At 72.7% G+C, this 20,565-nt stretch carries 23 protein-coding genes and 1 tRNA gene; 4 read left to right on the forward strand and 20 right to left on the reverse strand.

The features are described from left to right. Window position 1: 1 nt before the first annotated feature. The 10 genes from ABZ671_RS29035 to ABZ671_RS29080 all read right to left on the reverse strand — a co-directional run bounded on the left by ABZ671_RS29035 (window position 2) and on the right by ABZ671_RS29080 (window position 6,953). Window positions 2-397 (reverse strand): group 1 truncated hemoglobin, encoded by a 396-nt coding sequence (locus ABZ671_RS29035; RefSeq protein ID WP_357864121.1) that lies wholly within the window; start codon window positions 395-397, stop codon window positions 2-4. A 470-nt stretch (window positions 398-867) separates the two neighbouring features. Continuing rightward, entirely contained in the window at window positions 868-1,446 is a 579-nt protein-coding gene (locus ABZ671_RS29040) for a MerR family transcriptional regulator (RefSeq protein WP_357864123.1), read from the reverse strand. A gap of 211 nt (window positions 1,447-1,657) precedes the next feature. Next, window positions 1,658-2,122 carry a bifunctional nuclease family protein gene (locus ABZ671_RS29045; protein WP_357864125.1) on the reverse strand — a complete coding sequence of 155 codons (465 nt, stop codon included), beginning with the start codon at window positions 2,120-2,122 and terminating at the stop codon, window positions 1,658-1,660. A gap of 207 nt (window positions 2,123-2,329) precedes the next feature. Next, the gene (locus ABZ671_RS29050) at window positions 2,330-3,031 is read right to left on the reverse strand and encodes a MerR family transcriptional regulator (RefSeq protein ID WP_357864127.1); all 702 of its coding nucleotides are present in this window, start codon (window positions 3,029-3,031) and stop codon (window positions 2,330-2,332) included. A 50-nt stretch (window positions 3,032-3,081) separates the two neighbouring features. Next, entirely contained in the window at window positions 3,082-3,531 is a 450-nt protein-coding gene (locus tag ABZ671_RS29055; RefSeq protein ID WP_091089392.1) for an FHA domain-containing protein, read from the reverse strand. A gap of 217 nt (window positions 3,532-3,748) precedes the next feature. After that, on the reverse strand, window positions 3,749-4,129 hold the full coding sequence (gene gcvH, locus ABZ671_RS29060) for a glycine cleavage system protein GcvH (protein ID WP_357864160.1): 381 nt from the start codon (window positions 4,127-4,129) through the stop codon (window positions 3,749-3,751). 56 nt (window positions 4,130-4,185) lie between these two features. Then, a complete protein-coding gene (locus ABZ671_RS29065) occupies window positions 4,186-5,085 on the reverse strand; it encodes a DUF881 domain-containing protein (RefSeq protein ID WP_357864129.1) in 900 nt (299 codons plus the stop codon). A gap of 10 nt (window positions 5,086-5,095) precedes the next feature. After that, window positions 5,096-5,428, reverse strand: a complete 333-nt coding sequence (locus ABZ671_RS29070; protein ID WP_357864131.1) for a small basic family protein — start codon at window positions 5,426-5,428, stop codon at window positions 5,096-5,098. Next, entirely contained in the window at window positions 5,425-6,372 is a 948-nt protein-coding gene (locus ABZ671_RS29075; protein WP_357864133.1) for a DUF881 domain-containing protein, read from the reverse strand. The genes ABZ671_RS29070 and ABZ671_RS29075 overlap by 4 nt, the downstream gene beginning before the upstream one ends. Beyond that, window positions 6,369-6,953 carry a CDP-alcohol phosphatidyltransferase family protein gene (locus ABZ671_RS29080; protein ID WP_357864135.1) on the reverse strand — a complete coding sequence of 195 codons (585 nt, stop codon included), beginning with the start codon at window positions 6,951-6,953 and terminating at the stop codon, window positions 6,369-6,371. The genes ABZ671_RS29075 and ABZ671_RS29080 overlap by 4 nt, the downstream gene beginning before the upstream one ends. A gap of 425 nt (window positions 6,954-7,378) precedes the next feature. Between ABZ671_RS29080 and ABZ671_RS29085 the strand changes: the two genes are divergently transcribed. From ABZ671_RS29085 to ABZ671_RS29095, 3 genes are all read left to right on the forward strand, one after another. After that, entirely contained in the window at window positions 7,379-8,260 is an 882-nt protein-coding gene (locus ABZ671_RS29085) for a universal stress protein (protein ID WP_357864137.1), read from the forward strand. Between the two features lie 66 nt (window positions 8,261-8,326). Further along, the gene (locus ABZ671_RS29090; RefSeq protein WP_357551398.1) at window positions 8,327-8,536 is read left to right on the forward strand and encodes a phosphatidylethanolamine-binding protein; all 210 of its coding nucleotides are present in this window, start codon (window positions 8,327-8,329) and stop codon (window positions 8,534-8,536) included. Then, window positions 8,533-9,009, forward strand: a complete 477-nt coding sequence (locus ABZ671_RS29095; protein WP_357864139.1) for a hypothetical protein — start codon at window positions 8,533-8,535, stop codon at window positions 9,007-9,009. Before ABZ671_RS29090 ends, ABZ671_RS29095 begins: the two co-directional genes overlap by 4 nt. Here the strand turns inward: ABZ671_RS29095 and ABZ671_RS29100 are convergent. Continuing rightward, window positions 9,006-9,215: a hypothetical protein gene (locus ABZ671_RS29100; protein WP_357864141.1), complete on the reverse strand. Its 210-nt coding sequence runs from the start codon at window positions 9,213-9,215 to the stop codon at window positions 9,006-9,008. The genes ABZ671_RS29095 and ABZ671_RS29100 overlap by 4 nt on opposite strands. Before the next feature lie 124 nt (window positions 9,216-9,339). On the opposite strand from ABZ671_RS29100, the gene ABZ671_RS29105 reads away from it, so the two are divergent. Continuing rightward, window positions 9,340-9,993: a hypothetical protein gene (locus ABZ671_RS29105; RefSeq protein WP_357864142.1), complete on the forward strand. Its 654-nt coding sequence runs from the start codon at window positions 9,340-9,342 to the stop codon at window positions 9,991-9,993. Window positions 9,994-10,029: 36 nt separating this feature from the next. On the opposite strand, the gene ABZ671_RS29110 is transcribed toward ABZ671_RS29105, so the two are convergent. The 9 genes from ABZ671_RS29110 to fdh all read right to left on the reverse strand — a co-directional run bounded on the left by ABZ671_RS29110 (window position 10,030) and on the right by fdh (window position 20,390). Then, a complete protein-coding gene (locus tag ABZ671_RS29110; protein ID WP_357864144.1) occupies window positions 10,030-10,212 on the reverse strand; it encodes a hypothetical protein in 183 nt (60 codons plus the stop codon). A gap of 102 nt (window positions 10,213-10,314) precedes the next feature. After that, window positions 10,315-11,592: a hemolysin family protein gene (locus ABZ671_RS29115; protein ID WP_357864147.1), complete on the reverse strand. Its 1,278-nt coding sequence runs from the start codon at window positions 11,590-11,592 to the stop codon at window positions 10,315-10,317. Between the two features lie 24 nt (window positions 11,593-11,616). Beyond that, a complete protein-coding gene (locus ABZ671_RS29120) occupies window positions 11,617-11,814 on the reverse strand; it encodes a hypothetical protein (RefSeq protein ID WP_357864149.1) in 198 nt (65 codons plus the stop codon). Window positions 11,815-11,874: 60 nt separating this feature from the next. Next, window positions 11,875-13,638, reverse strand: coding sequence for a selenocysteine-specific translation elongation factor (gene selB, locus ABZ671_RS29125; protein ID WP_357864162.1), 1,764 nt, complete (start codon window positions 13,636-13,638; stop codon window positions 11,875-11,877). Window positions 13,639-13,640: 2 nt separating this feature from the next. Next, complete coding sequence (gene selA / locus ABZ671_RS29130) at window positions 13,641-14,933, reverse strand: L-seryl-tRNA(Sec) selenium transferase (protein WP_357864151.1); 1,293 nt, start codon at window positions 14,931-14,933, stop codon at window positions 13,641-13,643. Window positions 14,934-14,965: 32 nt separating this feature from the next. After that, window positions 14,966-15,061: transfer RNA gene (locus tag ABZ671_RS29135), tRNA-Sec, on the reverse strand. A gap of 45 nt (window positions 15,062-15,106) precedes the next feature. Then, window positions 15,107-16,207, reverse strand: coding sequence for an NrfD/PsrC family molybdoenzyme membrane anchor subunit (gene nrfD, locus ABZ671_RS29140; RefSeq protein WP_357864154.1), 1,101 nt, complete (start codon window positions 16,205-16,207; stop codon window positions 15,107-15,109). Then, window positions 16,204-17,124, reverse strand: a complete 921-nt coding sequence (locus tag ABZ671_RS29145; protein ID WP_357864156.1) for a 4Fe-4S dicluster domain-containing protein — start codon at window positions 17,122-17,124, stop codon at window positions 16,204-16,206. The genes nrfD and ABZ671_RS29145 overlap by 4 nt, the downstream gene beginning before the upstream one ends. Then, the gene (gene fdh, locus ABZ671_RS29150) at window positions 17,121-20,390 is read right to left on the reverse strand and encodes a formate dehydrogenase (RefSeq protein WP_357864158.1); all 3,270 of its coding nucleotides are present in this window, start codon (window positions 20,388-20,390) and stop codon (window positions 17,121-17,123) included. Before fdh ends, ABZ671_RS29145 begins: the two co-directional genes overlap by 4 nt. Between the last annotated feature and the right edge of the window lie 175 nt (window positions 20,391-20,565).

The raw sequence follows: 20,565 nt of genomic DNA on the forward strand, positions 1-20,565 counted from the left end.
CTCAGACGTCCGTCCCGCGCCCCTGCGCCACCACCTGGTCCTGCACCTTCTCCAGCACGACCTGCACGTCACCGATGATGTCCCCCGGCACACCGAGCTCCGTCAGCGTCGCGGTCAGGTGCTCACCCACCATGACGTAGTGCGCCACCGGGATGTTCAACGGCTGGTGCGCCTCGGCCAACTCCCGGCCGTCGTACTCGTTCGGCCCGCCGAGCACCACCGTCAGCATCAACGCCAGATGCCGCCGCTGCTCCGGCATGTTGAGGTCGGCGAAGTAGCCGGCCAGCTCCGGGTCGGCGAGCACCTTGTCGTAGAACAAGGCCACCGCCGCCTTCACCGAACTGGCGCCGCCGATGCGCTCGTAGTGGGAGGGCACGGTTTCTTCAACAACCGTCACGGTCGTTCCTTTCAGATCACAGGGGCCGCGCCGATGCGCGGAGGGGCAGCCGGTCGCCGGGCGAACAGTTGCCGTGACGTCATTGCCAGACGACCAGTGTCGGACCCTAGCGCGCCAACCGGACAAGGTCACGACCGGCCTATCAGATTCTTGACATCAACCGACCGGCCAGCACCCTCATCGTCCACAAGGTCCATCACCGACAGCCCACCGGAACCCACAACAACCCGTCAGCGACGGCCGGCTCGCCAACGCCACACCCTCCACGGTGGCCCGCCCCGCCCCGCAGGCCGCCGTCACCACTGACCAGCACCAACATCATCCGCAACCCGGCCCGGGCCCGGGCCCGGCACCGGACGACAGTCCCACCCACCGGACCGAACCGCCACGCGCACGACACGCTGCGTCACCAAAAAAGATCGCGCCGGGCCCCCGCCACGACGCGATCTATCGCCAAATGTCTCGCCAGCTCAGCCCGCCCGACGCCGCGCCCGACGCGCCGCCAACTCGTCACCCACCGACTCCGGCGCATCCGCCACTGCCGGCGGACCACCCACCGGCTCCGCCGGCAGATGCGACAACGACCCCTGAATCTCCTTGAACGCGCCACCGATCGCGATGCCGAACACCCCCTGGCCGCCCTGCAACAGGTCGACCACCTCCTCCGGCGACCGGCACTCATACACCGACGTCCCGTCAGAGATCAACGTGATGCCCGCCAGGTCCTCCACCCCACGCGACCGCAGCGCCTCAATCGCCCTCCGGATGTTCTGCAACGACACCCCGGCGTCCAACAGTCGCTTCACGACCTTCAACACCACAAGATCACGGAAGGAATACAACCGGGACGTCCCCGAACCCGACGCATCCCGCACGCTCGGCACCACCAGACCCGTCCGGGCCCAATAATCCAACTGCCGATAGCTGATACCCACCGCGTGGCAGGCCGTCACACCCCGGTAACCGACCTCACCATCGCTGCCCGGCACAGGCCCCACCACACCCGCCTGCTGCTCCGTACCCGGATCAGGATCCCGCGGCTCGTGCATACCGGACAACCTCCCCGCCCGTGCGGTGACACGTCAACTCCCCGTACGCGCACCCCTCGATACCGGCAACCCTATCGCCGCCATCGACAGCTACCACGCAAGAAGCACCGCGACACGCCGCACACCAACCCGGAAGATCACCCACAGCGCCCAGCCGTCACCCACGGGCAACAACCGCAGCCGCCACACCGACCACCCGGCCGGCCGGCACTCAACCCGCGAAGTCCTCCGGCCGCACCTGATCCAAGAACTCCCGGAACTTCTCCACCTCGTCCTCCTGCTCGTCCGGGATCACGATCCCCGCCTCACTGAGGACCTGCTCGGCACAACGAATCGGAGCCCCCACCCGCAACGCCAACGCAATGGAATCGCTCGGCCGCGCCGACACCCGCACCCCATCACCGATCAACAGATCGGCGTAGAAGACGCTCTCCTTCAACTCGGTGATCTCCACCGCCCGCAACGGCGCCTGCAACGCCGCCAGCACATCCCGCAACAGATCATGCGTCAACGGCCGAGCAGGCTTGACCCCCTGCTGCTCGTAGGCGATCGCCGTCGCCTCGACCGCCCCGATCCAAATCGGCAGATAGCGGTCCCCCTCGACCTCCCGCAGCAGGACGATCGGTTGGTTGCTGGGCAGCTCCACCCGAACTCCGACCACGCTCAGCTCGCGCACCGCCGCCTCCGTGTCGTCGTCGCCTACGCACCGCGCCCTTCCCTGCACGGTACACGGACCGCGACACGAGAGCCCCATGCGCTACGTGCACCACGCCTCGCCAGGAAGGGGTTACCCCGGCAAGCCTACGACACGCTCCCCGACCCAGATCTTTCCGAACCCACCAACGGCAAGGCCGGGCGCCCCCACGACACCCGGCCCCACACCTCACCGGCCCAACGTCGACCGCAGCCCCACCCGCACCAACGCCGCGTGCAACCGCTGCGACAACGCCACCAACTCCCGCGCCGTCTCCGCCGCACGAGCCCGCGCCGCCGGATCACTCTGCCGCACCAACGGAGCCACCAACTGCGCGAACAGACCGACCTCCCGATCCGCCGCCGTCCGATACCCCCGCAGATGCCGCGGCTCCAACCCGTACGCCGCCAACCCCGCCACCGCACCCGCGATGATCAACGCATCCGCGTCATACCAACCCGGCGGATCCGACACCAGCACACCGAGCCGCTCCAACTCGGCCAACGTCGACTCGTCGAGCCCACTACGCGACAGCAGATCCGCCCGCCCCAGCCGCACCTCGGCCGACTCGACGGACTCTGCCACCCCCCGGCCCGGCACCTCACCGCCAGGCCCAACCGCCACCAACGTCGGCCGTTGCCGCCCCGACGCCGCACCCGACGCATCCCACTCCGCCAGCTGGTCACGAATCACCCGCAACGGCAAATACTGGTCCCGCTGCACGGTCAACACAAAACGCAACCGCGCCACATCGTCCCAGCTGTACTTCCGATACCCCGCCGGCGTCCGCTGCGGCTCCACCAGGCCCTCGGCCTCCAGAAACCGCAACTTCGAGATGGTGACGTCCGGAAACTCCACCCGCAACTGCGCCAACACCTCACCGATGCTCATCAGCGCAGTGGAACGCGCCGCCGCGGACGGCGTCGAAGCCGCAGGCTCGTTCACCCCCGGCCGGCCTCCTCCGGACGCGGACCGGCGATGAACACCACCCGGAACTTACCGATCTGCACCTCGTCACCGTTGCTCAACGTGGCCGCCTCGACCCGCTCCCGGTTCACGTACGTGCCATTCAAGCTGCCCACGTCCCGCACCGTGAACGTGCCACCGTCCCGGTGGAACTCGGCGTGCCGCCGAGAAACCGTCACATCATCGAGGAAAATGTCACTGTCCGGATGCCGGCCGCTGGTCGTCACGTCATGATCCAACAGGAACCGGGCACCCGCGTTCGGACCCCGACGAACCACCAGCAGCGCCATCCCCGGCGGCAACGAACCGGACATCCGGCTCGGCACCACATCGGTGTCCGGCCCCTCCAGCACTTCGTCGAGCGAACCGAGATTGAGCGTCGAAGTGACGTCGAGCGGGGGAAACTCGTCGCCTGGGCGCGTCATGCGGACCACCTCACGGATCTGTTTCGGTCGGGCGTCGGGTAATGGCGGGTCTGGCCGCCGGGCAATCCCACACCCGGCGGCTGGCTCCCCGTGCCCGGGAAGGCGCATTCCACAACGCTCAACTATTGGGTTCTCGGTCGACTGGGCGAGCCTAGCCAGCGCCGAAATGCAGGGCAACCGGACGCGCGGAGACAAGCCCGCCGCCCGGAACGACACATCAGCTCTCAGTGAGCTCGCGGTACGCACCAGCGGTCAACAAACCCTCAACCGCCACCGGATCATCCGGAGAAATCTCCACCAACCACCCCGCACCGTACGGATCCGTGTTGATCACCTCGGGGGCGTCGACCAACGCGTCATTACGCGCCACGACCGTGCCACCCAACGGGGCGTAGATCTCCGACACGCTCTTGGTCGACTCGATCTCACCCAGCGACTCACCCGCGGCCACCACCGCACCCGCCTCCGGCAACTGGACGAACACAATGTCACCCAGCGCGTCCTGCGCGAAGTGCGTGATACCGATCCGGACGGCACCGCCGCCCCCACCAGCCACCCACTCATGCTCGGCGGTGTACCGCAGATCCTCAGGAATCACCAGCAGCATCCTTCATCCATCGGTGCACCGGCGACAACCGGCGCGGCCACGACCAGTCAGGAAACCGGCCGGGCGTGTTCCAGCTTGATCGGCGCGTGCAGCTGCGAAACCTCCACAACCTCACGATCCTCAACGATCACGTTACCGCCGTCATCCGCCACCGATGCGACCACCCCGCCGGGGATGTTCAACGCCGTACGCATCGTCGCCGGATCACCGATCACCAAAATCGTGTACGGACCAGGCAACCGCCGCCCGTCCACCACCAGGCCACCGCCCTGCGCATCCACGAAATACGTCGACGCGATGACCCGCACCGCCGCGCCGTCCGACCCGACGATCTGCATCGCCTCCGCGCCCGCCCCCCGCAACTCCTGCACCGCATCCAGGATCCGCGTCGACGAGACGGCCTTACCACCGCCCTCGAACCGCACCGACAACCCCGGCCCCACCGCCCGCAAACTACCCGCCAGGATGCCCAGCTCGTCCGCCCGCCGCGTCGCCTCCTCCAACGCAGCCTGCTGACCCAGCTCACCCGAGCGCAACTGCCGCTGACTGTCCTCCAACGCCGCGATGTCCTGCCGAAGCCGCCGCTCCCGCAAATCCAGATCCGACGAGATCCGGACCAGGTCCTCCTCGCGCATCGCCGCCAGGGTCGGATCCGTCGACGTCGTCTTCAACTGCACCACCAGGGTGAACCCCAGCAACGCCAACAGCACCGCGATCATCGCGCCCGCCGACGTCAACCGCCGCGCCACCGACCCGCGCGGCCCGTCCTCCGCAGGCTCCCCCGCAGGCGACGCGTCCACCTCCGGCTCAGCCGGCGCCAACGGGCTCAACTCGTCCGGATCGGGCGCCTCCGGCCGCGGATCCGGCTCGCCCGCCGGACCCGAGGGCCGCGCCGGCTCATCCGGCTCCGGCCAACCGGTACCCGTCTCCCGCTGTTCCTCGCTCATCGCCACAAACCTACGCCCGGAACAGGTGCCGGCGGATCGCCGCCACGTTTCCGAAGATGCGCACCCCGAGCACGACCACCACAGCGGTCGACAGAGCGCCGCCCGCCCCCAGCTGGTCACCCAGATACACGATCAGAGCCGCCACCAGCACGTTCGAGATGAACGACACCACGAACTGCTTGTCGTCGAAAATCCGGTCCAGCTTCGCCCGAACCCCGCCGAACAGCGCGTCCAGCGCCGCCACCACAGCGATCGGCAGGTACGGCTGCAACGCCGCGGGCACGGTGGGGTCCAGATACACCCCGAGCGCCACACCGACGAGCAACGCCAGCACCGCGATCATCGAACACCTCCGGAGGGACTGGGAGACGTCCCCGAGCGGGACGGCCCGGAACTGGAAGAACCGGTGGCCTTCGAACCCGACGGCGACGGGCTCGGACTCACCGAGGGCACGGCGTAGCGTAGCCGCGGCTGCGGGGCCGCAGGCAGGGTGAGACCCCCCGCCTTCTTCACCCCGAACGACAACCCGGTGGTCCTCGCCACCTCACGCATCAGCGCCGCCGCCCGACTGTCGTCGAACCGGCCCCGCATCGACCCCGGCCCGATCGCCGTCACCTCGTACGGGCTCGTCACCGGCCGGTAGTCCACCAGGATCGCCTCACCCGCCGAACGAATCGTCGACGTCGCCGTCAACCGCTGCCCGTTGATCGCGACCGCCTCCGCGCCCGCCGCCCACAGATCGTTCGCCACCTTCTGCAGGTCCGAGTACAACACCCGGGACGGGCCGGCATCCGCACCGGTCACCGCGTTCTTGTCCGGCGGGGCGTCGGCCAGCCGCACCACCACACCATCGCCCCGCACCCGGCCCAGGCCCGTGCCGGCCTCCAGGTTCCGCAGCCGGTACGCCTGCGAACCGCTCAGCGCCGCGTCCCGTGCCCGGCCGACCTCCTCGCGCAGCTGGTCCGCGCGGTCCGTCAACCGGTCCGTCTCCGCCTCCCGCCGCTTGATCTCAGTGATCAAGCCGGCCCGCGCCTTAGCCCGGCTGGGCTCCTCCGCGACCGTCTCCCGGTACGCCACCGCGAGCAAGAGCCCGATCGTCGCGAGGACCACCAGGCTGACCGGACGCGACAGCACCCGGCGCCACCGCGACGGCGGTGTCTGCTTCCGCCGCGCCGCCGCGGCGGCGTACCCCGGTTCGAGAGGGTTGCGGAACAACTCGGTGAGGAAGTCCGGCGTGTACACCCGCGCCGACGGGCCCCGGCTACCGTCGCCCCCCGCCGCGGTCACGCCGCCGCCCCCGCGCGCCGGGCCCGCATCGCCCGGACCAGCCGGCTGGCCTGCATCACGTACATCACGCCCGCCACCCAGTAGAGCACCAGGCCCCACCAGGCCAGCCCCCAGCCGATCGCCGCGGCCGCGGTGACGATGGCTGGCGACGCGGTGGCCAGCAGCAGAATCGGAAACGCCGCCAGCAGCAAAAACGTCGCCGTCTTGCCGACGTAGTGTACCGGCGGCGGCCCGTAGCCGTAGCGGCGCAGCACCCCGAGCGAGCCGAGCAACAGCAACTCGCGGGCCAGCAGCGCCCCGGTGAACTGCCACGGCACCACCTCGCGCGCGGTGAACGCCAGCAGCGTGGCCAGGATGTAGAGCCGGTCGGCGAGCGGATCCAGCAGCTCACCCAGCCGGCTGACCTGGTTCAACCGGCGGGCGAGCCACCCGTCCACCCAGTCGCTGGTGCCGCCGATCGCCAGCACGACGATCGCCGCGACGTCCGCGCGGGCGACGAGGAAGAGATAGAGGAAAAGCGGTACGCCGACGAGCCGGACGAAACTGATCAAGTTTGGCAGGGTGAGGACACGGTCCCCCACCACTGCGGTCGAACCGCCCGGAGTCGAATGCTCCGACGGAGCCGGCCGACGCGACACCGAACCTCCCTTCGCGGCACGGCTCAGCGGCCGACCGTGGTCGGCCGCTCCTCCTGGAGGACGTGCGCGTTGCCGGCCGGTCAGCGCCGGCGCCCTGTGCGATCCCGGGCTGGGACCTCCCCCAACGCGGCCCACGATCGCGTCGATCATGGGCCGGCCAGTTGCGCTGCCACTATATCGGGCTGCTTCGGCGTAGCTCGGACCCTGCTGTGGGTGGTTTTTCGTGTGGCTTGCCGGGTGGTGGCCCACCACCCGTAGTGCATCCTAGGAAGGATCGGGTGGGGTCCCGGCTCCGGCCGTATCGCCGCGGCGACACCCCACCGGCCGCGATACTGGCCGCGCGGGCGTCGGCGGCAGGAGGTGCGGCGGTGAACTCGGCGAACGGCGCGGCCGTGGTGGTCGGCGTGGACGGGTCCGAGCCGGCGCTGCGCGCCGTGCGCCTGGCGGCGGCCGAGGCCGCCCGCCGCCAGGGGCCACTGCGGGTGGTGCACGGGTTCATCTGGCCGCTGCTGCGCGTACCCGGGTCACCGCCGGCCGGGGCGCCACCCGGTGGCGGCCTGCGCCACCAGGCCGAGGAGCTGGTCTCCACGGCGGTCGCCGAGGCGGAGGCGGTCGCGCCCGGGCTACGGGTTGCCGGAGAGATCGTCGACGGGCAGGCGGCCGCGGTGCTGCTCGGCGAGTCCCCCACCGCCGCGATGATCGTGCTCGGCGACCGTGGCCTCGGCGGCTTCGCCGCCCTGGTGGTCGGCTCGGTGGCCATCCAGGTCGCGGCGCACGCCGACTGCCCGGTGCTGGTGGCCCGGGGCACCCCGCGCACGGCCGGTCCCGTGGTGGTCGGGGTGGACGGCTCTGCGCCGTCCCGGGCCGCGATCGAGTTCGCCGCCGAGGAGGCGGCGATGCGCGGCGCCGGGCTGCACGCCGTGCACGCCTACACCCACCCCACCTCCAGGGGGCCCGGGGACATGCAACCGCTGGTCTACGACGAGCGCCTCCTGCGCGACGAGGAGGAACAACTCCTGACCGAGTCCCTCGCCGGGCTGGCCGAGCGCCACCCGCAGGTACCACTGACCCGGGAGGTGGTGCGCGGCCGCCCGGTCGCCGCGCTGACCGAGGCCACCCGCGCCGCCCAACTGCTGGTCGTCGGCGGCCAGGGCCGAGGCGAGCTGAGCGGGCTCCTGCTGGGGTCAGTGAGCCAGGGGGTGCTGCACCACGCCGACTGCCCGGTCGCCGTGGTGCGCTCCCCCGCCTGAACGGTTGGCGCCGCCCCCGACGGGTAGACGCCTGCCGGGAAGCCACAGCGACCGGAGGAGGCGGGGATGCCAGGACCACGGCCGGGCAGCAGCGCGTACGACAAGGAACGGGCCCGACTGCGCGATCTGATCGAGAATTCCGGACGGGCCGCCGACCAGGAGGCGAACCAGGTCGCGAACCGGATCCTCCAGGACGACCGCGGTCAGCGGGGCGTCGTACGGGGCGAACGGACGTTCGGCCCCAAGAGCGAGCGCGAACCGGGCGACCCGAAGTGAGGGCCGCTCCCGTGGTCGACGGCGCCATCGCCGGCGCCGTCGGCAGCGCCGCGTTGAACATCGTCAGCTATCTGGACATGACGGTCCGGGCCCGCCCGGCCAGCAGCACCCCGGAGGTGACCGCCGGCCGGGTGGCGAGCGTCGCCCACCTGGACCTCGGACCGGAGGAGAAGGCGTCGAAGCGCCGCGCCGGCCTCGGCCCCGTGCTCGGGTACGGCATCGGCATCGCCGCCGGGGCCGCCTTCGGGCTGCTGTTCGCCCGCCGTCGCCTGCCGTTGCCGGTGGCCGCGGGGCTGCTCGGCGGCGGGGTGATGGCCACCTCCGACGGGTCGATGACCATCCTGGGCGTCACCAATCCCAGGACCTGGCGGACAGCGGACTGGGTGTCCGACATCGTGCCGCATCTGGCGTACGGAATGGCGGCCGCAGCCACCTGGCGGAGGCTGCGGCCGCCGTCGCGGCGGGGCCGTTAGCCCCGCCGGCCGCTCTCGTCGTCGGCGACCGGCTCCCCGGCGGGGCCGTAGGGGGACACCTGCCCCTTCGGGACCGGTCGGCCGACGTCCGCGTTGGATCTGCCCTTGCCGCGCGAACGCCCCCGCGTCTGGAAAGCCTCGCGGCTGTCCTGGCTGGTCGCGCCCTTGTCGTTGCGGCGGAGTTCCTCCTGCTGCGGCTTGACCACAGGTCTCTCCTTCCGGTGGAGCACGCGGCGTGGGCCGCGCACGTCAGCGGGGTACCCGCCCCCGCCGGGCACATTCGGGCCCGGCCGGCGTCTGGCCCGGGCCGGAGCGGGTATCCCGATGCCAATGGCGAACAATCGGAACGTGGCGCGGGCGCTGCTGGACCGGCAGGGCCGCACGTACGCCGACGAGGCGGGGATCCGCCTCGCCGACCGGCCCGGCCCGCTCTACCAGCTGCTCGTGCTCACCATGTTGCTGAGCACCCGGATCCGGGCCGGGGTGGCGCTCGCGGCGGCCCGGGAACTTTTCGCCGCCGGCTACCGCACCCCGCAGGCGATGGAGGCGGCCAGCTGGCAGGACCGGGTCGACGCGCTCGGGCGCGGCCACTACCGGCGCTACGACGAACGCACCGCCACCATGTTGGGCACCGGCGCGCGGCTCTGCCTGCAGCGGTGGCACGGGGACCTGCGCCGGCTGCACCGGGAGGCCGACGGCGACCGCCCGACGCTGCGCCGGCTGCTGATCGAGTTTCCCGGCATCGGCCCCACCGGGGCGGACATCTTCCTGCGCGAGGCGCAGACGGTCTGGCCGGACGTACGCCCGTACGCGGACCGCCGGGCGCTGGCCGGGGCGCGGCGGCTGGGCCTGCCAGCCGACCCGGGCGGCCTGGCCGGCCTGGTGGGCGAGGCCGACTTCGGGCGGCTCGCGTCGGCGCTGGTCCGAGTGGCGCTCGACGAGGAGTCGGCGGGCGAGGTCAGCCGGACCGCCGCGGCCCGTTGAACGCACCGGTCGTCGCCCGGCGGCCCGCGTCGGCCCTCACTTGGCCGGGCCGGGTCTGAGCAGCCACCAGACCAGCAGCGCGGCGAGCACGGCCAGCAGCACGACGCCGCCGGAGATACCGCCCTGCCCGCCGTTGCTGCGGTGCCCGGTGACACCGAAGTAGATCACCGCGAGCCCGGAGAGCACCGCGGCGAACGTCCGAAATCCTCGGTCCTTCACGTCCCGGACGGTACGTCCCGTCGCCGCCGGTTCGCGTCGCTTCGGCCTGGCTTTCCCCCGTCCGGGCCACCGCCGCCGGCCGCGGAATCACCCACTCCCGGCTCACGGTTCCCGGCAGCCCACCGCGGGGCCGCGCAGGCGTACCCGGCGGATCGCCCGGTCGGCCACCTCGATCACCTCGATCGTGAGCCCGGGTAGTTGCATCCGATCACCCGGACCGGTGGGCAGCCGCCCCAGCCCGGCCAGGACCAGCCCGGCGAGCGTGGCGTACTCGCGCGACAGCGGGAACGTCAGCCGGACACCGGCGTCCGGCAGGTCGTGCAGCGGAAAGTCGCCGGGCAGCACCAACGCGCCGTCCGGTTCATGGACCGCCCGCCGCACGTACCGGTCGGTCTCGTCGTAGACCTCGCCGACAACCTCCTCCAGCAGGTCCTCCATGGTGACCAGGCCGTCGATCCCGCCGTACTCGTCGACCACCAGGGCGAGCTGTTCGCGGCGCTGGCGCAGCTGACGGATCGCGTCGGCGACCGGCAGGGTGGCGGGCAGCAGCAGCGGCGGCCGGGCCCGCTCCCCGGTGGGGACGCCGTCGCCGTCCACCAGGTCGCGGATGTGCACCACCCCGCACACGTCGTCCAGGCCGCCCGGGCCGGTGACCGGCGCGCGGGATCGACCGGTGGCCGCGAGCCGACGCATCGCCTCCGCCGCGGGCATCGTCGCCGGCAGGACCGTCACGTCGCGGCGCGAGACGAGGATCTCGCGCAGGTTGCGGCCGGCGATCTCGAACGCCCCGGCCAGGATCTCCCGCTGCTGCGCCGACAGCCCGCGCTGGCTGACCAGCATCTCCCGCAGCTCCTCCTCGGTCACCTCCGGCCGGCTGGCCCGCGGATCCCCGCCGGCGAGCCGGACCAGCAGGTCGGTGGTGCGGCTGAGCAGCCACACCGGCGCGCGGGACAGCCCGGCCAGCAGGTCCAGCGGGGTGGCGGCGAGCAGCGCCCACCGTTCGGCCGCCTGCATGGCCAGGCGTTTCGGGGCCAACTCGCCGACGACCAGCGTGACGAAGGTCAGCACCACGGTCACCAGCAGCACCGCGGCCGGGTGCGCGGCCCGGCCGAGGAAGCCCAGCCGGCCGACCAGCGGCTGTGCCAGGGACACCGCGGCGGCCGCCGAGGCGAGGAAGCCGGCGAGGGTGATGCCGAGTTGGGTGGTGGCCAGGTAGCGGTTCGGCTCCCTGGTCAACCGGAGCAGCCGTTGTCCGGCCCGCCCGGATCGCCCCAACCGCCGCAGCTGCCCCTCACGCAACGTAACCAGCGCCATCTCGCTCCCGGCCAGCGCCGCGTTGATCAGCACCAGGACCAGCACGAGGATGAGCTGCCCGACCATCCTTGCCCCCTCTCGGCCCGACGGTCAGTCGTTCTCCAGGTCGTCCAGGGAGATCTTGTGGGTCATCAGCCACCGGGCCAGCGCGGCCATGCCGAACAGCCACAGCGGCGCCGATTCGGTGGTGCCGTTCGTGGCGAAGATGGCGAACCGCAGGTCCGGTGCCCGGTACGCCTCGATCCGCCACTTGTGGGTCTTGTCCCGCCAGACCGCCGAAGGGTCCATGTCGTCACGGTAGGTGACGCCACGCCCTCACCGGTGCCGCTTGGCCACCAGCACAATCGGTCAGCCGGACGGTGCCACCACCTCGCGGGCGTCGTCGGGCAGCCGGCGGGTGACACCGCGCCGGTCCAGCAGCTCCAGCAGGGGCACCGCGACCCGGCGGGTGGTGTCGAGGGCCTGCCGGGCCGCGCTGAGGGTGAACGGCTGCGGCAGCCCGCCCAGGACCCGAACCGCGTCGTCGAGCGCGCCGGGCAGCAGCACCACGTTCTCGGCCAGCTTCAGCAGGGCGCCCGCCCGCACGGCGGCGCCGATCTCCCGCGGGCCGAGACCGAAGTCGGTGAGGCGGTGCGCCTCGGGGGCCTGGAACGGGCGGTCGCCGTACTCGGCGCGCACCCGCTCGACCGCGCGGGCCACCGGTTCGGGCAGCGCGTCGGCCGCGACGGTGGTGATCCGGCCGGCGCGCAGCCGCAGCGGTGGCCGCAGCAGCGCCGCCACCAGCGCCCGGTCGGGCAGGTCGAGGCGCTGGCGCAGCACCTCCACCGGCACGCCCGGTTCCAGGGGGTGCTCGCGGGCGTACCGGGCGACTTCTTCGCCGAGGCGTACGCCCAGGGCCCGCCAATGCTCCGGGTCGGCCAGCCAGTCCCCGACGACCGGGGTGATGGTGGCGGCCACGCCCATCCGGGTCAGGTCGCCGGCCCGGGCCAGGCGCCGACGGCGCAGCTCCCCGGCCAGATCGGGGCGGCCGTCCAGCCCGGTCAGGACGATTCCCCGGGCGGCGGCGGCCCCCCGCCGGCGCAGCGGCGGCGGGTCCACGTCCAGCACGGTCACCCCGCCGGCCACGTGGTACCGGCCGGGGTCCCGTAGCAGCGCCCGGTCCCCGATCAGCAGCGGCAGCGGACGGGCCAGCCGCAGCCGGACGGTGTCCGGGCCGAGCGGGCGCACCCGGGCGGGCACGGCGGCGGAGCCGACGTGCAGGGTGAGGGTGGCCGGCAGGTCGGCCGCCGGGTCACCGGCGAGCCGCACGTCGAGCAGGTCGGCGCGGCGGAACCGCCCCGGGCTCAGCAGCGCGTCGCCGCGGGCGATCCGGTCGCGGGACACCCCACGCAGGTTCACCGCGACTCGGGCCACCGCGTCGACCCGGTCCCGGGCGACGCCCAGCGAGTGCAGGCCGCGGACCCGGACGGGTTCGCCGGTGGCGGCGAGTTCGAGCTGGTCACCGACGCGCAGCCGGCCGCCGCCGAGGGTGCCGGTGACCACGGTGCCGCTGCCCCGGATGGTGAACGACCGGTCCACCCAGAGCCGGACCGGGGCGTCGAGCGCCGGGGCGGGCAGCCGGGCGCACAGGCGATCCAGGGCGGCCCGCAGCTCGGGCAGACCGGCGCCGGTGGCCCCACTGACCGCCACCGCCTCCACCTCGCCGAGGCTGGTGGCGGCGATCTCCTGGCGGGCCCGGGCCAGGGTCGGGCCCGGATCGGCCAGGTCCGCGCGGGTCACCGCCAGCAGGGCGTACGACACTCCCAGCGCGGCCAGCGCGGCCAGGTGCTCGGCGGACTGCGGCATCCAGCCCTCGTCCGCGCCGACGACGATCAGCGCGGCGGGAACCGGACCGACACCGGCGAGCATGTTCGGCACGAACCGTTCGTGCCCGGGCACATCGACGAAGGCGACCGTCCCGCCGGACGGCAGGGTGGTCCAGGCGAAGCCGAGGTCGATGGTCATGCCCCGGCGGCGTTCCTCCGCCCACCGGTCGGGCTCCATCCCGGTCAGCGCCCGGACCAGGGTGGACTTGCCGTGGTCGACGTGCCCGGCGGTGGCGACGACCCACATGCTCAACCGCCCGCCCGCAGGATCGCCGCGCGGACGGCCTCATCGGCATCGGCCGGCACGCAGCGCAGGTCGAGCAGAAGCCGGCCGCGCAGCACCCGGCCGAGCACCGGCGGCGCGCCGGTGCGCAGCGGCTCGGCGTACCACTCGGGCAGGCTCAGCGCCCACGAGTCGAGCGCCACGCCGGGGGCGCCGCCGCCGCCGACCACCGCCGCGCTGGGCACCACCTCGGCCTTGCGGCCGTCCTCGCCGAGCCGGTCGCGCAGTCGTTCCACCCGGTCGCGCAGCGCGGCCGGGGCCGCGTGCAGAGCGTCGCGGGTGGGGGTGGTCGGGGCGTGCAGGGTGGCGGCGAGCGCGGCGAGGGTGAGCTTGTCCACCCGCAGCGCCCGAGCAAGGGGGTGCCGGCGCAGCCGTTCGACCAGGTCGGCCGCGCCGAGCAGCAGCCCGGCCTGCGGGCCACCAAGCAGCTTGTCGCCGCTGGCGGTGACCAGGTGGGCGCCGGCGCGCAGGGTGGTGGCGGCGTCCGGCTCGTCGGGCAGCAGCGGGTCGGGGGCGAGCAGCCCGGAGCCGATGTCGGCGACCACGGGCACGCCGAGGGTGGCCAGTTCCCGGACCGGCACGGCCGAAGTGAAGCCGGTGACCACGAAGTTCGACGGGTGCACCTTCAGCACGAACCCCGTGCGGGGACCGACCGCGGCGGTGTAGTCGGCGAGCGTGGTGCGGTTGGTGGTGCCGACCTCGCGGAGCCGGGCGCCGGTGCTCTCCAACAGGTCGGGCAGGCGGAACCCGTCGCCGATCTCGACCAGTTCACCGCGGCTGACCACGATCTCCCGGTCGGCCGCGAGGGCGGTGGCGGCGAGCACGAGGGCGGCGGCGCCGTTGTTGACCACGTGCACGGCGGGCGCGTCGGGGACGGCGGCGGCGAGCGCGTCGAGGGCGTCCCGGCCGCGCCGGGCCCGGCGCCCGGTCCGCAGGTCCACCTCCACGTCGGTGTGCCCGGCGGCGGCGACGAGGGCCGCGACGGCGGCGGCGCCGAGTGGGGCGCGACCGAGGTTGGTGTGCAGCACGACCCCGGTGGCGTTGAGCACCGTGCGGGGCGCCGGCGCGGGCAGCTCAGCGAGGGCCGCGTCGCGTACCTCGTCGGGGTTGAGCTCGCCGCGACGGGCCCGCTGCTGGGCCCGGACGATCGCCGCCTTGACCCGGTCGCGGCCGAGCGTGCCGGCGGCGGCGACAAGGGCCGGGTCGGCGAGCAACGCGTCGGTACGCGGCACGCGCCGCCGCGGGTCGGCGTCACGCATGCGTCATCTCCCTGGCATGCCTCGCGGCTGATTGGCGGAGACGGACGGGAATCGAACCCGCCTGGCCCGGGTCCCGGACCACACCGGTTTTGAAGACCGGGAGGGGCACCAGCCTCCTGAACGCCTCCACGCAGCAGTCAACCACAGCGCCCCGCCGCCCGTGCGGTGAGGCGTCAGTCCTGCTCGGACGCGCGCCGGTTGGCGCGTTCGCGCTGCGGCACGACGGTGTAGCGGGGATCCTTCGCCGAGGCGACCCCGCCCTTGAAGATGCCGAACCGGGTGCAGACGGCAGCGGCCAGCAGCGCGCCGCCGGAAAGGGCGGACAACGCCCGGCTGCGGCGGCCGACCAGCGCGCCGGCCAGCCCGGCCACGGTCAGCGCCCGACCGGCCCGTAGCAGTCTGCCGGCGGTGCCGGTCGCGTAGGGCTCGCTGAGCAGGCCGAGCCGGTGCTCCACCTGGTGTGAGCCCCACAGCTCCAGGGCCGCGCCGGCGGCCGCGAGCCGCCGGGCCGGGCCGGCCTGCGCGGTGGGCGCGGCCAGCAGCCCCACGCCGGCGCCGCTGGCCAGGGCGCTGCCGGCGAAGATGACCGGCAGTTCCGGGTACGCCTCGTGCCAGGACGGCACGGCCGTGTCGGCCAGCAGCACGCCGGTGTACGTGGCCAGCGCCGGTGCGGTGACGGCGGCGACGAGGCCGGCGGCGTTCCCCACCGGCGGCAGCAGCCGACGGCCCAGACCGAGCGGCCCACGCTCGGGCAGCCAGGGGGTGGCCTCGGCGATCGCCGCGACCCCGGCGGCCGGCCCGAAGACGGTGAGGATCCAGGTGCCCACGGACATCGGCGAGGTCAGTTTCGCCACCCGCAGCATGTGGTGGAAGCGGCTCGGCTTGCCGAGGTCGTTGACGAGGAAGTAGGCGCTGGCGGTGACCGCCGCCAGGGAGGTGACCCGGCCGGCGCGGCGCAGCGCCGGCCGGCCGGTGAGCTGCCCGCCGGCGGCAAGCAGCGACGACCCGGCCGCGAGCCCGCCGGTGAACAGGTACGCGGCGATGTCCCACTTCCACACCGGGGCCTTGAGGACGGGCCGGCCGTAGTAGGAGGTGAACTCGGCCGGCGGCACGTTCACCTGTTCTCCGCCACTCCGCCGCTCCCGCCGGCGGACCCGCTCGGCGTCACGGGCCGGGTGCGGGGGCGGGCCGCCGCGGCGTTGCGGCCCCTCGGCGGCCAGCCGCTCCCGGAAGCGGTGGAACAGGGCGCCGACCGGGGCGCGGTCCGGACTCAAGAGGAACCTCCGACGAACGCGGCGACGGCGGCCGCCGCCATGGCCAGGGCGGCCAGCCCCGCCCGCTTCCACATTTTTGGCAGGTCCCGGGTGGTGACCACCGGATCCGGCGGCAGGCCGTACACCTCGGGCTCGTCGAGCAGCAGGAAGAACGCGCCGTCCCCGCCGACGCCGTCGTTCGGGTCATGGCCGTAGAGGCGGGCCTCCGGCACACCCCGCTCGTGCAGGGCGGCGACCCGCTGGGCGGCGCGGTCGCGCAGCTCGTCGAGGGGGCCGAACTGGATCGACTCGGTTGGGCAGGCCTGCGCGCAGGCCGGGGTGAGCCCGGCCCCGAGCCGGTCGTAGCAGAGCGTGCACTTCCACGCCCGGCCGTCGCCCTTGCGCTGGTCGATGACCCCGTACGGGCAGGCGGAGATGCAGTAGCCGCAGCCGTTGCAGATGTCCTCCTGCACCACCACCGTGCCGAACTCGGTGCGGAACAGCGCGCCGGTCGGGCAGACGTCCAGACAGGCCGCGTGGGTGCAGTGCTTGCAGACGTCCGACATCATCAGCCAGCGGAAGTCGGTGCGGGACTCCGCGCCGGTGGCCCGTCCGGGTGGCTCGACGCCGGGCATGCCGAGAAACTGCGGGCCGGCGGCGGCCGCTGGCGGCCCGGCCGGGCGCGGCTGCTCGACGAACGCGACGTGTCGCCACGAGTTGGCGGTCAGCGCGCCGGTGTTGTCGTACGACATGCCTAGCAGGTCGAAGCCCGATTCGGGGACGCCGTTCCACTCCTTGCAGGCCACCTCGCAGGCCTTGCAGCCGATGCAGACGCTGGTGTCGGTGAAGAAGCCCACCCGGGGCGGGGCGTCGGTCCACCCGGCGTCCGGGGCGGGGTCCAGCGGCCCGTAGAGGCTGTTCCCCTCCAGCCGCGTCATTCGCTGCTCCCGTCCACTCCGGCCTCGGTGGTGATGATCGGGGTACGGTACTCCCGGGTCAGCCCGGCGCGCCGCTGGTAGTCCCCGACCAGGTCGAGCAGGGCCGGCCCGGTGGGGCGCCGGCCGGGCCGGATGTCGCAGGTGCCCACCTTGCTCTCCTGGATCAGCACGTTCGGATCCAGGGTGATCCCGAAGAGGTCGTTGACCGAGTCACCGGTAACCAGCCCCTCCCGCCCGAAGTGGTACGGCAGCCAGACCTGGTGGATCACCCGCCCCTCCACCCGAAGCGGGGTGAGCCGGTCGGTCACCAGCACCTTGGCCTCGATCGCCGCGCGGCCGGTGATCAGGTGCGCCCAACCCAGGTGCGCCAGCCCGACCTCCGCGGCCAGCTCCGGCGACACCTCCACGAACATCTCCGGCTGCAACTCCGCGAGCGGTCGCACGAAGCGGCTCATACCGCCGGCGGTGTGATGCTCGGTGAGCCGGCTGACCGTGAACACGTACGGGAAGACCTCGCTGTGCCGCTCGGGCGGGCTCGGGTTCATCCGGTTGATCGGGTGGGTGTAGACCTTGCGGGTCGGGTTCGCCTGCTGGCCGTAGATCGGGTTGCGCATCGGCGACTCGGCGGGCTCGTAGTGTGTCGGCAGCGGCCCGTCGAAGAGCCCGGTTGGGGCGTACAGCCAGCCCTTGCCGTCGCCCTGCATGACGAACGGGTCGTCGCCGGCGATCCCGTCGGGGCCGGAGGCGTCCCTGGGCGGCCGGTACGTCGGCGGTTTCGTCCTCTCGAAGTCCGGCACGTCGTACCCGGTCCACTCCTGCTTCTCGACGTCCCACCAGACGTACTTCTTCCGCTCGCTCCACGGTCGTCCCTGGGGGTCGGCGGAGGCCCGGTTGTAGAGGGTGCGCCGGTTGGCGGGCCAGGCCCAACCCCACTCGGCGGCGACCCAGTTCTGCTCGTGCCGGGGCTTGCGCCGGGCGGCCTGGTTGACCCCGTCGGCGTACACGCCGGAGTAGATCCAGCAGCCGATCGCGGTCGAGCCGTCGTCGCGGGCCTCGGCGAACCCGCCGAGCGGACGGCCGGTACGCACGTCGAAGCCGTTGATCTCGCGGAGCACCGCCTCGGCGCTCGGCTCCGCCTCCGGCCCGTGCGTCGGGTAGTCCCAGGCCAGATCGAGCAGCGCCCGGTCGCGCGGCTTGTCGGAGCCGGCCAGCCTCTCCCGCAGCTTGCGGCCGAGGTGATAGAAGAACCACAGCTCGGAGCGGCAGTCGCCCGGCGGGTCCACGGCCTTCTCCCGCCACTGCAGCAGCCGCTGCGTCTGGGTGAAGGTGCCCTCCTTCTCCACGTGGCTCGCCGCCGGCAGGAAGAACACCTCCGTACGGCACTCCTCCGGCACGATCTCGCCGGTGTCCACCTCCGGGCTGTTCGTCCAGAACGTGGCGCTTTCAATCATGAAAAGGTCACGGACGACCAGCCAGTCGAGGTTGGCCATGCCCAGCCGCTGGGCCCGGCCGTGCGCGGAGCCGACCGCCGGGTTCTGGCCGAGCAGGAAGTAGCCCTTCACCTTGCCGTCGATCATGTTCAGCACCTGCTGGTATGTCCCGTGATCGCCGGTCATCCGCGGCAGGTAGCCGTAGCAGAAGTCGTTCTCCGGGGTCGCCGCGTCCCTCCAGTACGCCTTGAGCAGGCTTGCCGCGAAGGCGCCCGCGTTGCCCCAGAAGCTCTTCTGCCTCGGGTGGCGGATGCTTTCCACCCACTCGGTGAAGGTCGGGTGCTGGGCGTGGTGCGGCATCGGCAGGTAGCCCGGCAGCAGGTTGAACAGCGTCGGGATGTCCGTCGAACCCTGGATGCTGGCATGCCCCCGCAACGCCAGGATCCCACCGCCCGGCCGGCCCACGTTCCCCAGCAGCAGTTGGATGATCGCCCCGGTGCGGATGTACTGCACGCCGACGCTGTGTTGGGTCCAGCCCACCGAGTAGACCAGCGCGCCGGTCCGTTCCCGGCCCGAGTTTTCCGTCCAGGCCCGGGCCAGCTCCAGGAACTGCTGCTGCGGAATGCCGCAGACCCGCTCGACCATCTCGGGGGTGTAGCGGGAGAAGTGCCGCTTGAGGATCTGGTAGACGCAGCGCGGGTGCTGCAGCGTCTCGTCGCGCTCGGTCTGGCCGGGCGTCGGCATACCGTGCGACTCGTGCCGCAGCCCGGCTGCGGTCTCCCGCTCGATGCCGGTGGCGACGGCCCCGCCGTCGCGTTCCTGCCCCGCGTACTGCCAGCTCTTCTGGTTGTACGCCCGGGTTTCCGGGTTGAAGCCGGAGAAGAGGCCGTCGAGGTCCTCCGTGTCGACGAACTGCTCGCTGACGATGGTCGCCGCGTTGGTGTACGCCAGCACGTACTCGCGGAAGTCCAGCTCGTTCTCCAGGATGTACCGCACCACGCCGCCGAGCAGCGCGATGTCGCTGCCCGCCCGGATCGGGAGGTACGTGTCGGCGAGCGCGCTGGTGCGGGTGAACCGCGGGTCGACGTGGAAGACCTTGGCGCCGCGCTTCTTGGCCTCCATCACCCACTGGAAGCCCACCGGGTGGGCCTCGGCCATGTTGGAGCCCTGGATGACGATGACGTCAGCGTTGGCGAGGTCCTGCTGGAAGTCCGTCGCGCCACCGCGACCGAAGCTGGTCCCCAGACCGGGGACGGTGGCGGAGTGTCAAATGCGGGCCTGGTTCTCGATCTGGAGTGCCCCCATCGCGGTGAACAGCTTCTTGATGAGGTAGTTCTCCTCGTTGTCCAGGGTCGCCCCGCCCAGGCTGGAGATGCCCAGGGTCCGGTTCAACGGCCGGCCTTCGTCGTCGACGTCCTCCCAGGTCTCATCGCGGGCGGCGAGGACCCGGTCGGCGATCATGTCGAGCGCGACGTCGAGGTCCAGGTCCTCCCATTCGGTCCCGTACGGCCGGCGGTAGCGGACCTTGGTCTGGCGCAGCGGGCTGGTCACCAGGCTCTTGCTGGCCGAACCTTTCGGGCAGAGCCGACCGCGGGAGATCGGGCTGTCCGGGTCGCCCTCGATCTGGGTGACCCGCCCGTCGGAGACGAACACCCGCTGCCCACAGCCCACCGCGCAGTAGGGGCAGACCGACCGGGCCATGCTGTCGGCGGTCTCGGTGCGCGCCGTCAGGGCCGCCGAGCGGGTCGACTGGGCGGCGGCACCGCGGCCCAGTGGATCGGTGCCGGTGAGCTGCCGGTAGACCGGCCACCCCTCGATGAAGGTCTTCAGGCCCACTGGGACACCTCCTCCCCGCCGACGGAAGCTAGCCTTCTGAACCTTAGGCCAGCCGCCACGCGCTCGCGACTCGTACCCAGAGACAGTGGCGCCCCGACCATCCGGTCGGCCAGTATCTGCCGCGACGTCGGGAGCAGGTGGTGATCGCGGCTGCCGGCGGGCCAGGGTCTGCGCC

The organism is Micromonospora sp. NPDC006766 (genome assembly GCF_040636055.1).
In the GTDB taxonomy this organism is placed as follows: domain Bacteria; phylum Actinomycetota; class Actinomycetes; order Mycobacteriales; family Micromonosporaceae; genus Micromonospora.

Coding starts and splice junctions, on each gene's coding strand:
- ABZ671_RS29055 (WP_091089392.1), bottom strand. CDS start 3,531: ATGACGCGCCCAGGCGACGAGTTTCCCCCGCTCGACGTCACTTCGACG.
- ABZ671_RS29120 (WP_357864149.1), bottom strand. CDS start 11,814: ATGGACCCTTCGGCGGTCTGGCGGGACAAGACCCACAAGTGGCGGATC.
- selB (WP_357864162.1), bottom strand. CDS start 13,638: ATGTGGGTCGTCGCCACCGCCGGGCACGTCGACCACGGCAAGTCCACC.
- ABZ671_RS29040 (WP_357864123.1), bottom strand. CDS start 1,446: ATGCACGAGCCGCGGGATCCTGATCCGGGTACGGAGCAGCAGGCGGGT.
- ABZ671_RS29090 (WP_357551398.1), top strand. CDS start 8,327: ATGCCAGGACCACGGCCGGGCAGCAGCGCGTACGACAAGGAACGGGCC.
- ABZ671_RS29115 (WP_357864147.1), bottom strand. CDS start 11,592: ATGGTCGGGCAGCTCATCCTCGTGCTGGTCCTGGTGCTGATCAACGCG.
- ABZ671_RS29105 (WP_357864142.1), top strand. CDS start 9,340: ATGGCGAACAATCGGAACGTGGCGCGGGCGCTGCTGGACCGGCAGGGC.
- ABZ671_RS29050 (WP_357864127.1), bottom strand. CDS start 3,031: ATGAGCATCGGTGAGGTGTTGGCGCAGTTGCGGGTGGAGTTTCCGGAC.
- ABZ671_RS29145 (WP_357864156.1), bottom strand. CDS start 17,124: ATGACGCGGCTGGAGGGGAACAGCCTCTACGGGCCGCTGGACCCCGCC.
- ABZ671_RS29065 (WP_357864129.1), bottom strand. CDS start 5,085: ATGAGCGAGGAACAGCGGGAGACGGGTACCGGTTGGCCGGAGCCGGAT.
- selA (WP_357864151.1), bottom strand. CDS start 14,933: ATGCGTGACGCCGACCCGCGGCGGCGCGTGCCGCGTACCGACGCGTTG.
- ABZ671_RS29070 (WP_357864131.1), bottom strand. CDS start 5,428: ATGATCGCGGTGCTGGCGTTGCTCGTCGGTGTGGCGCTCGGGGTGTAT.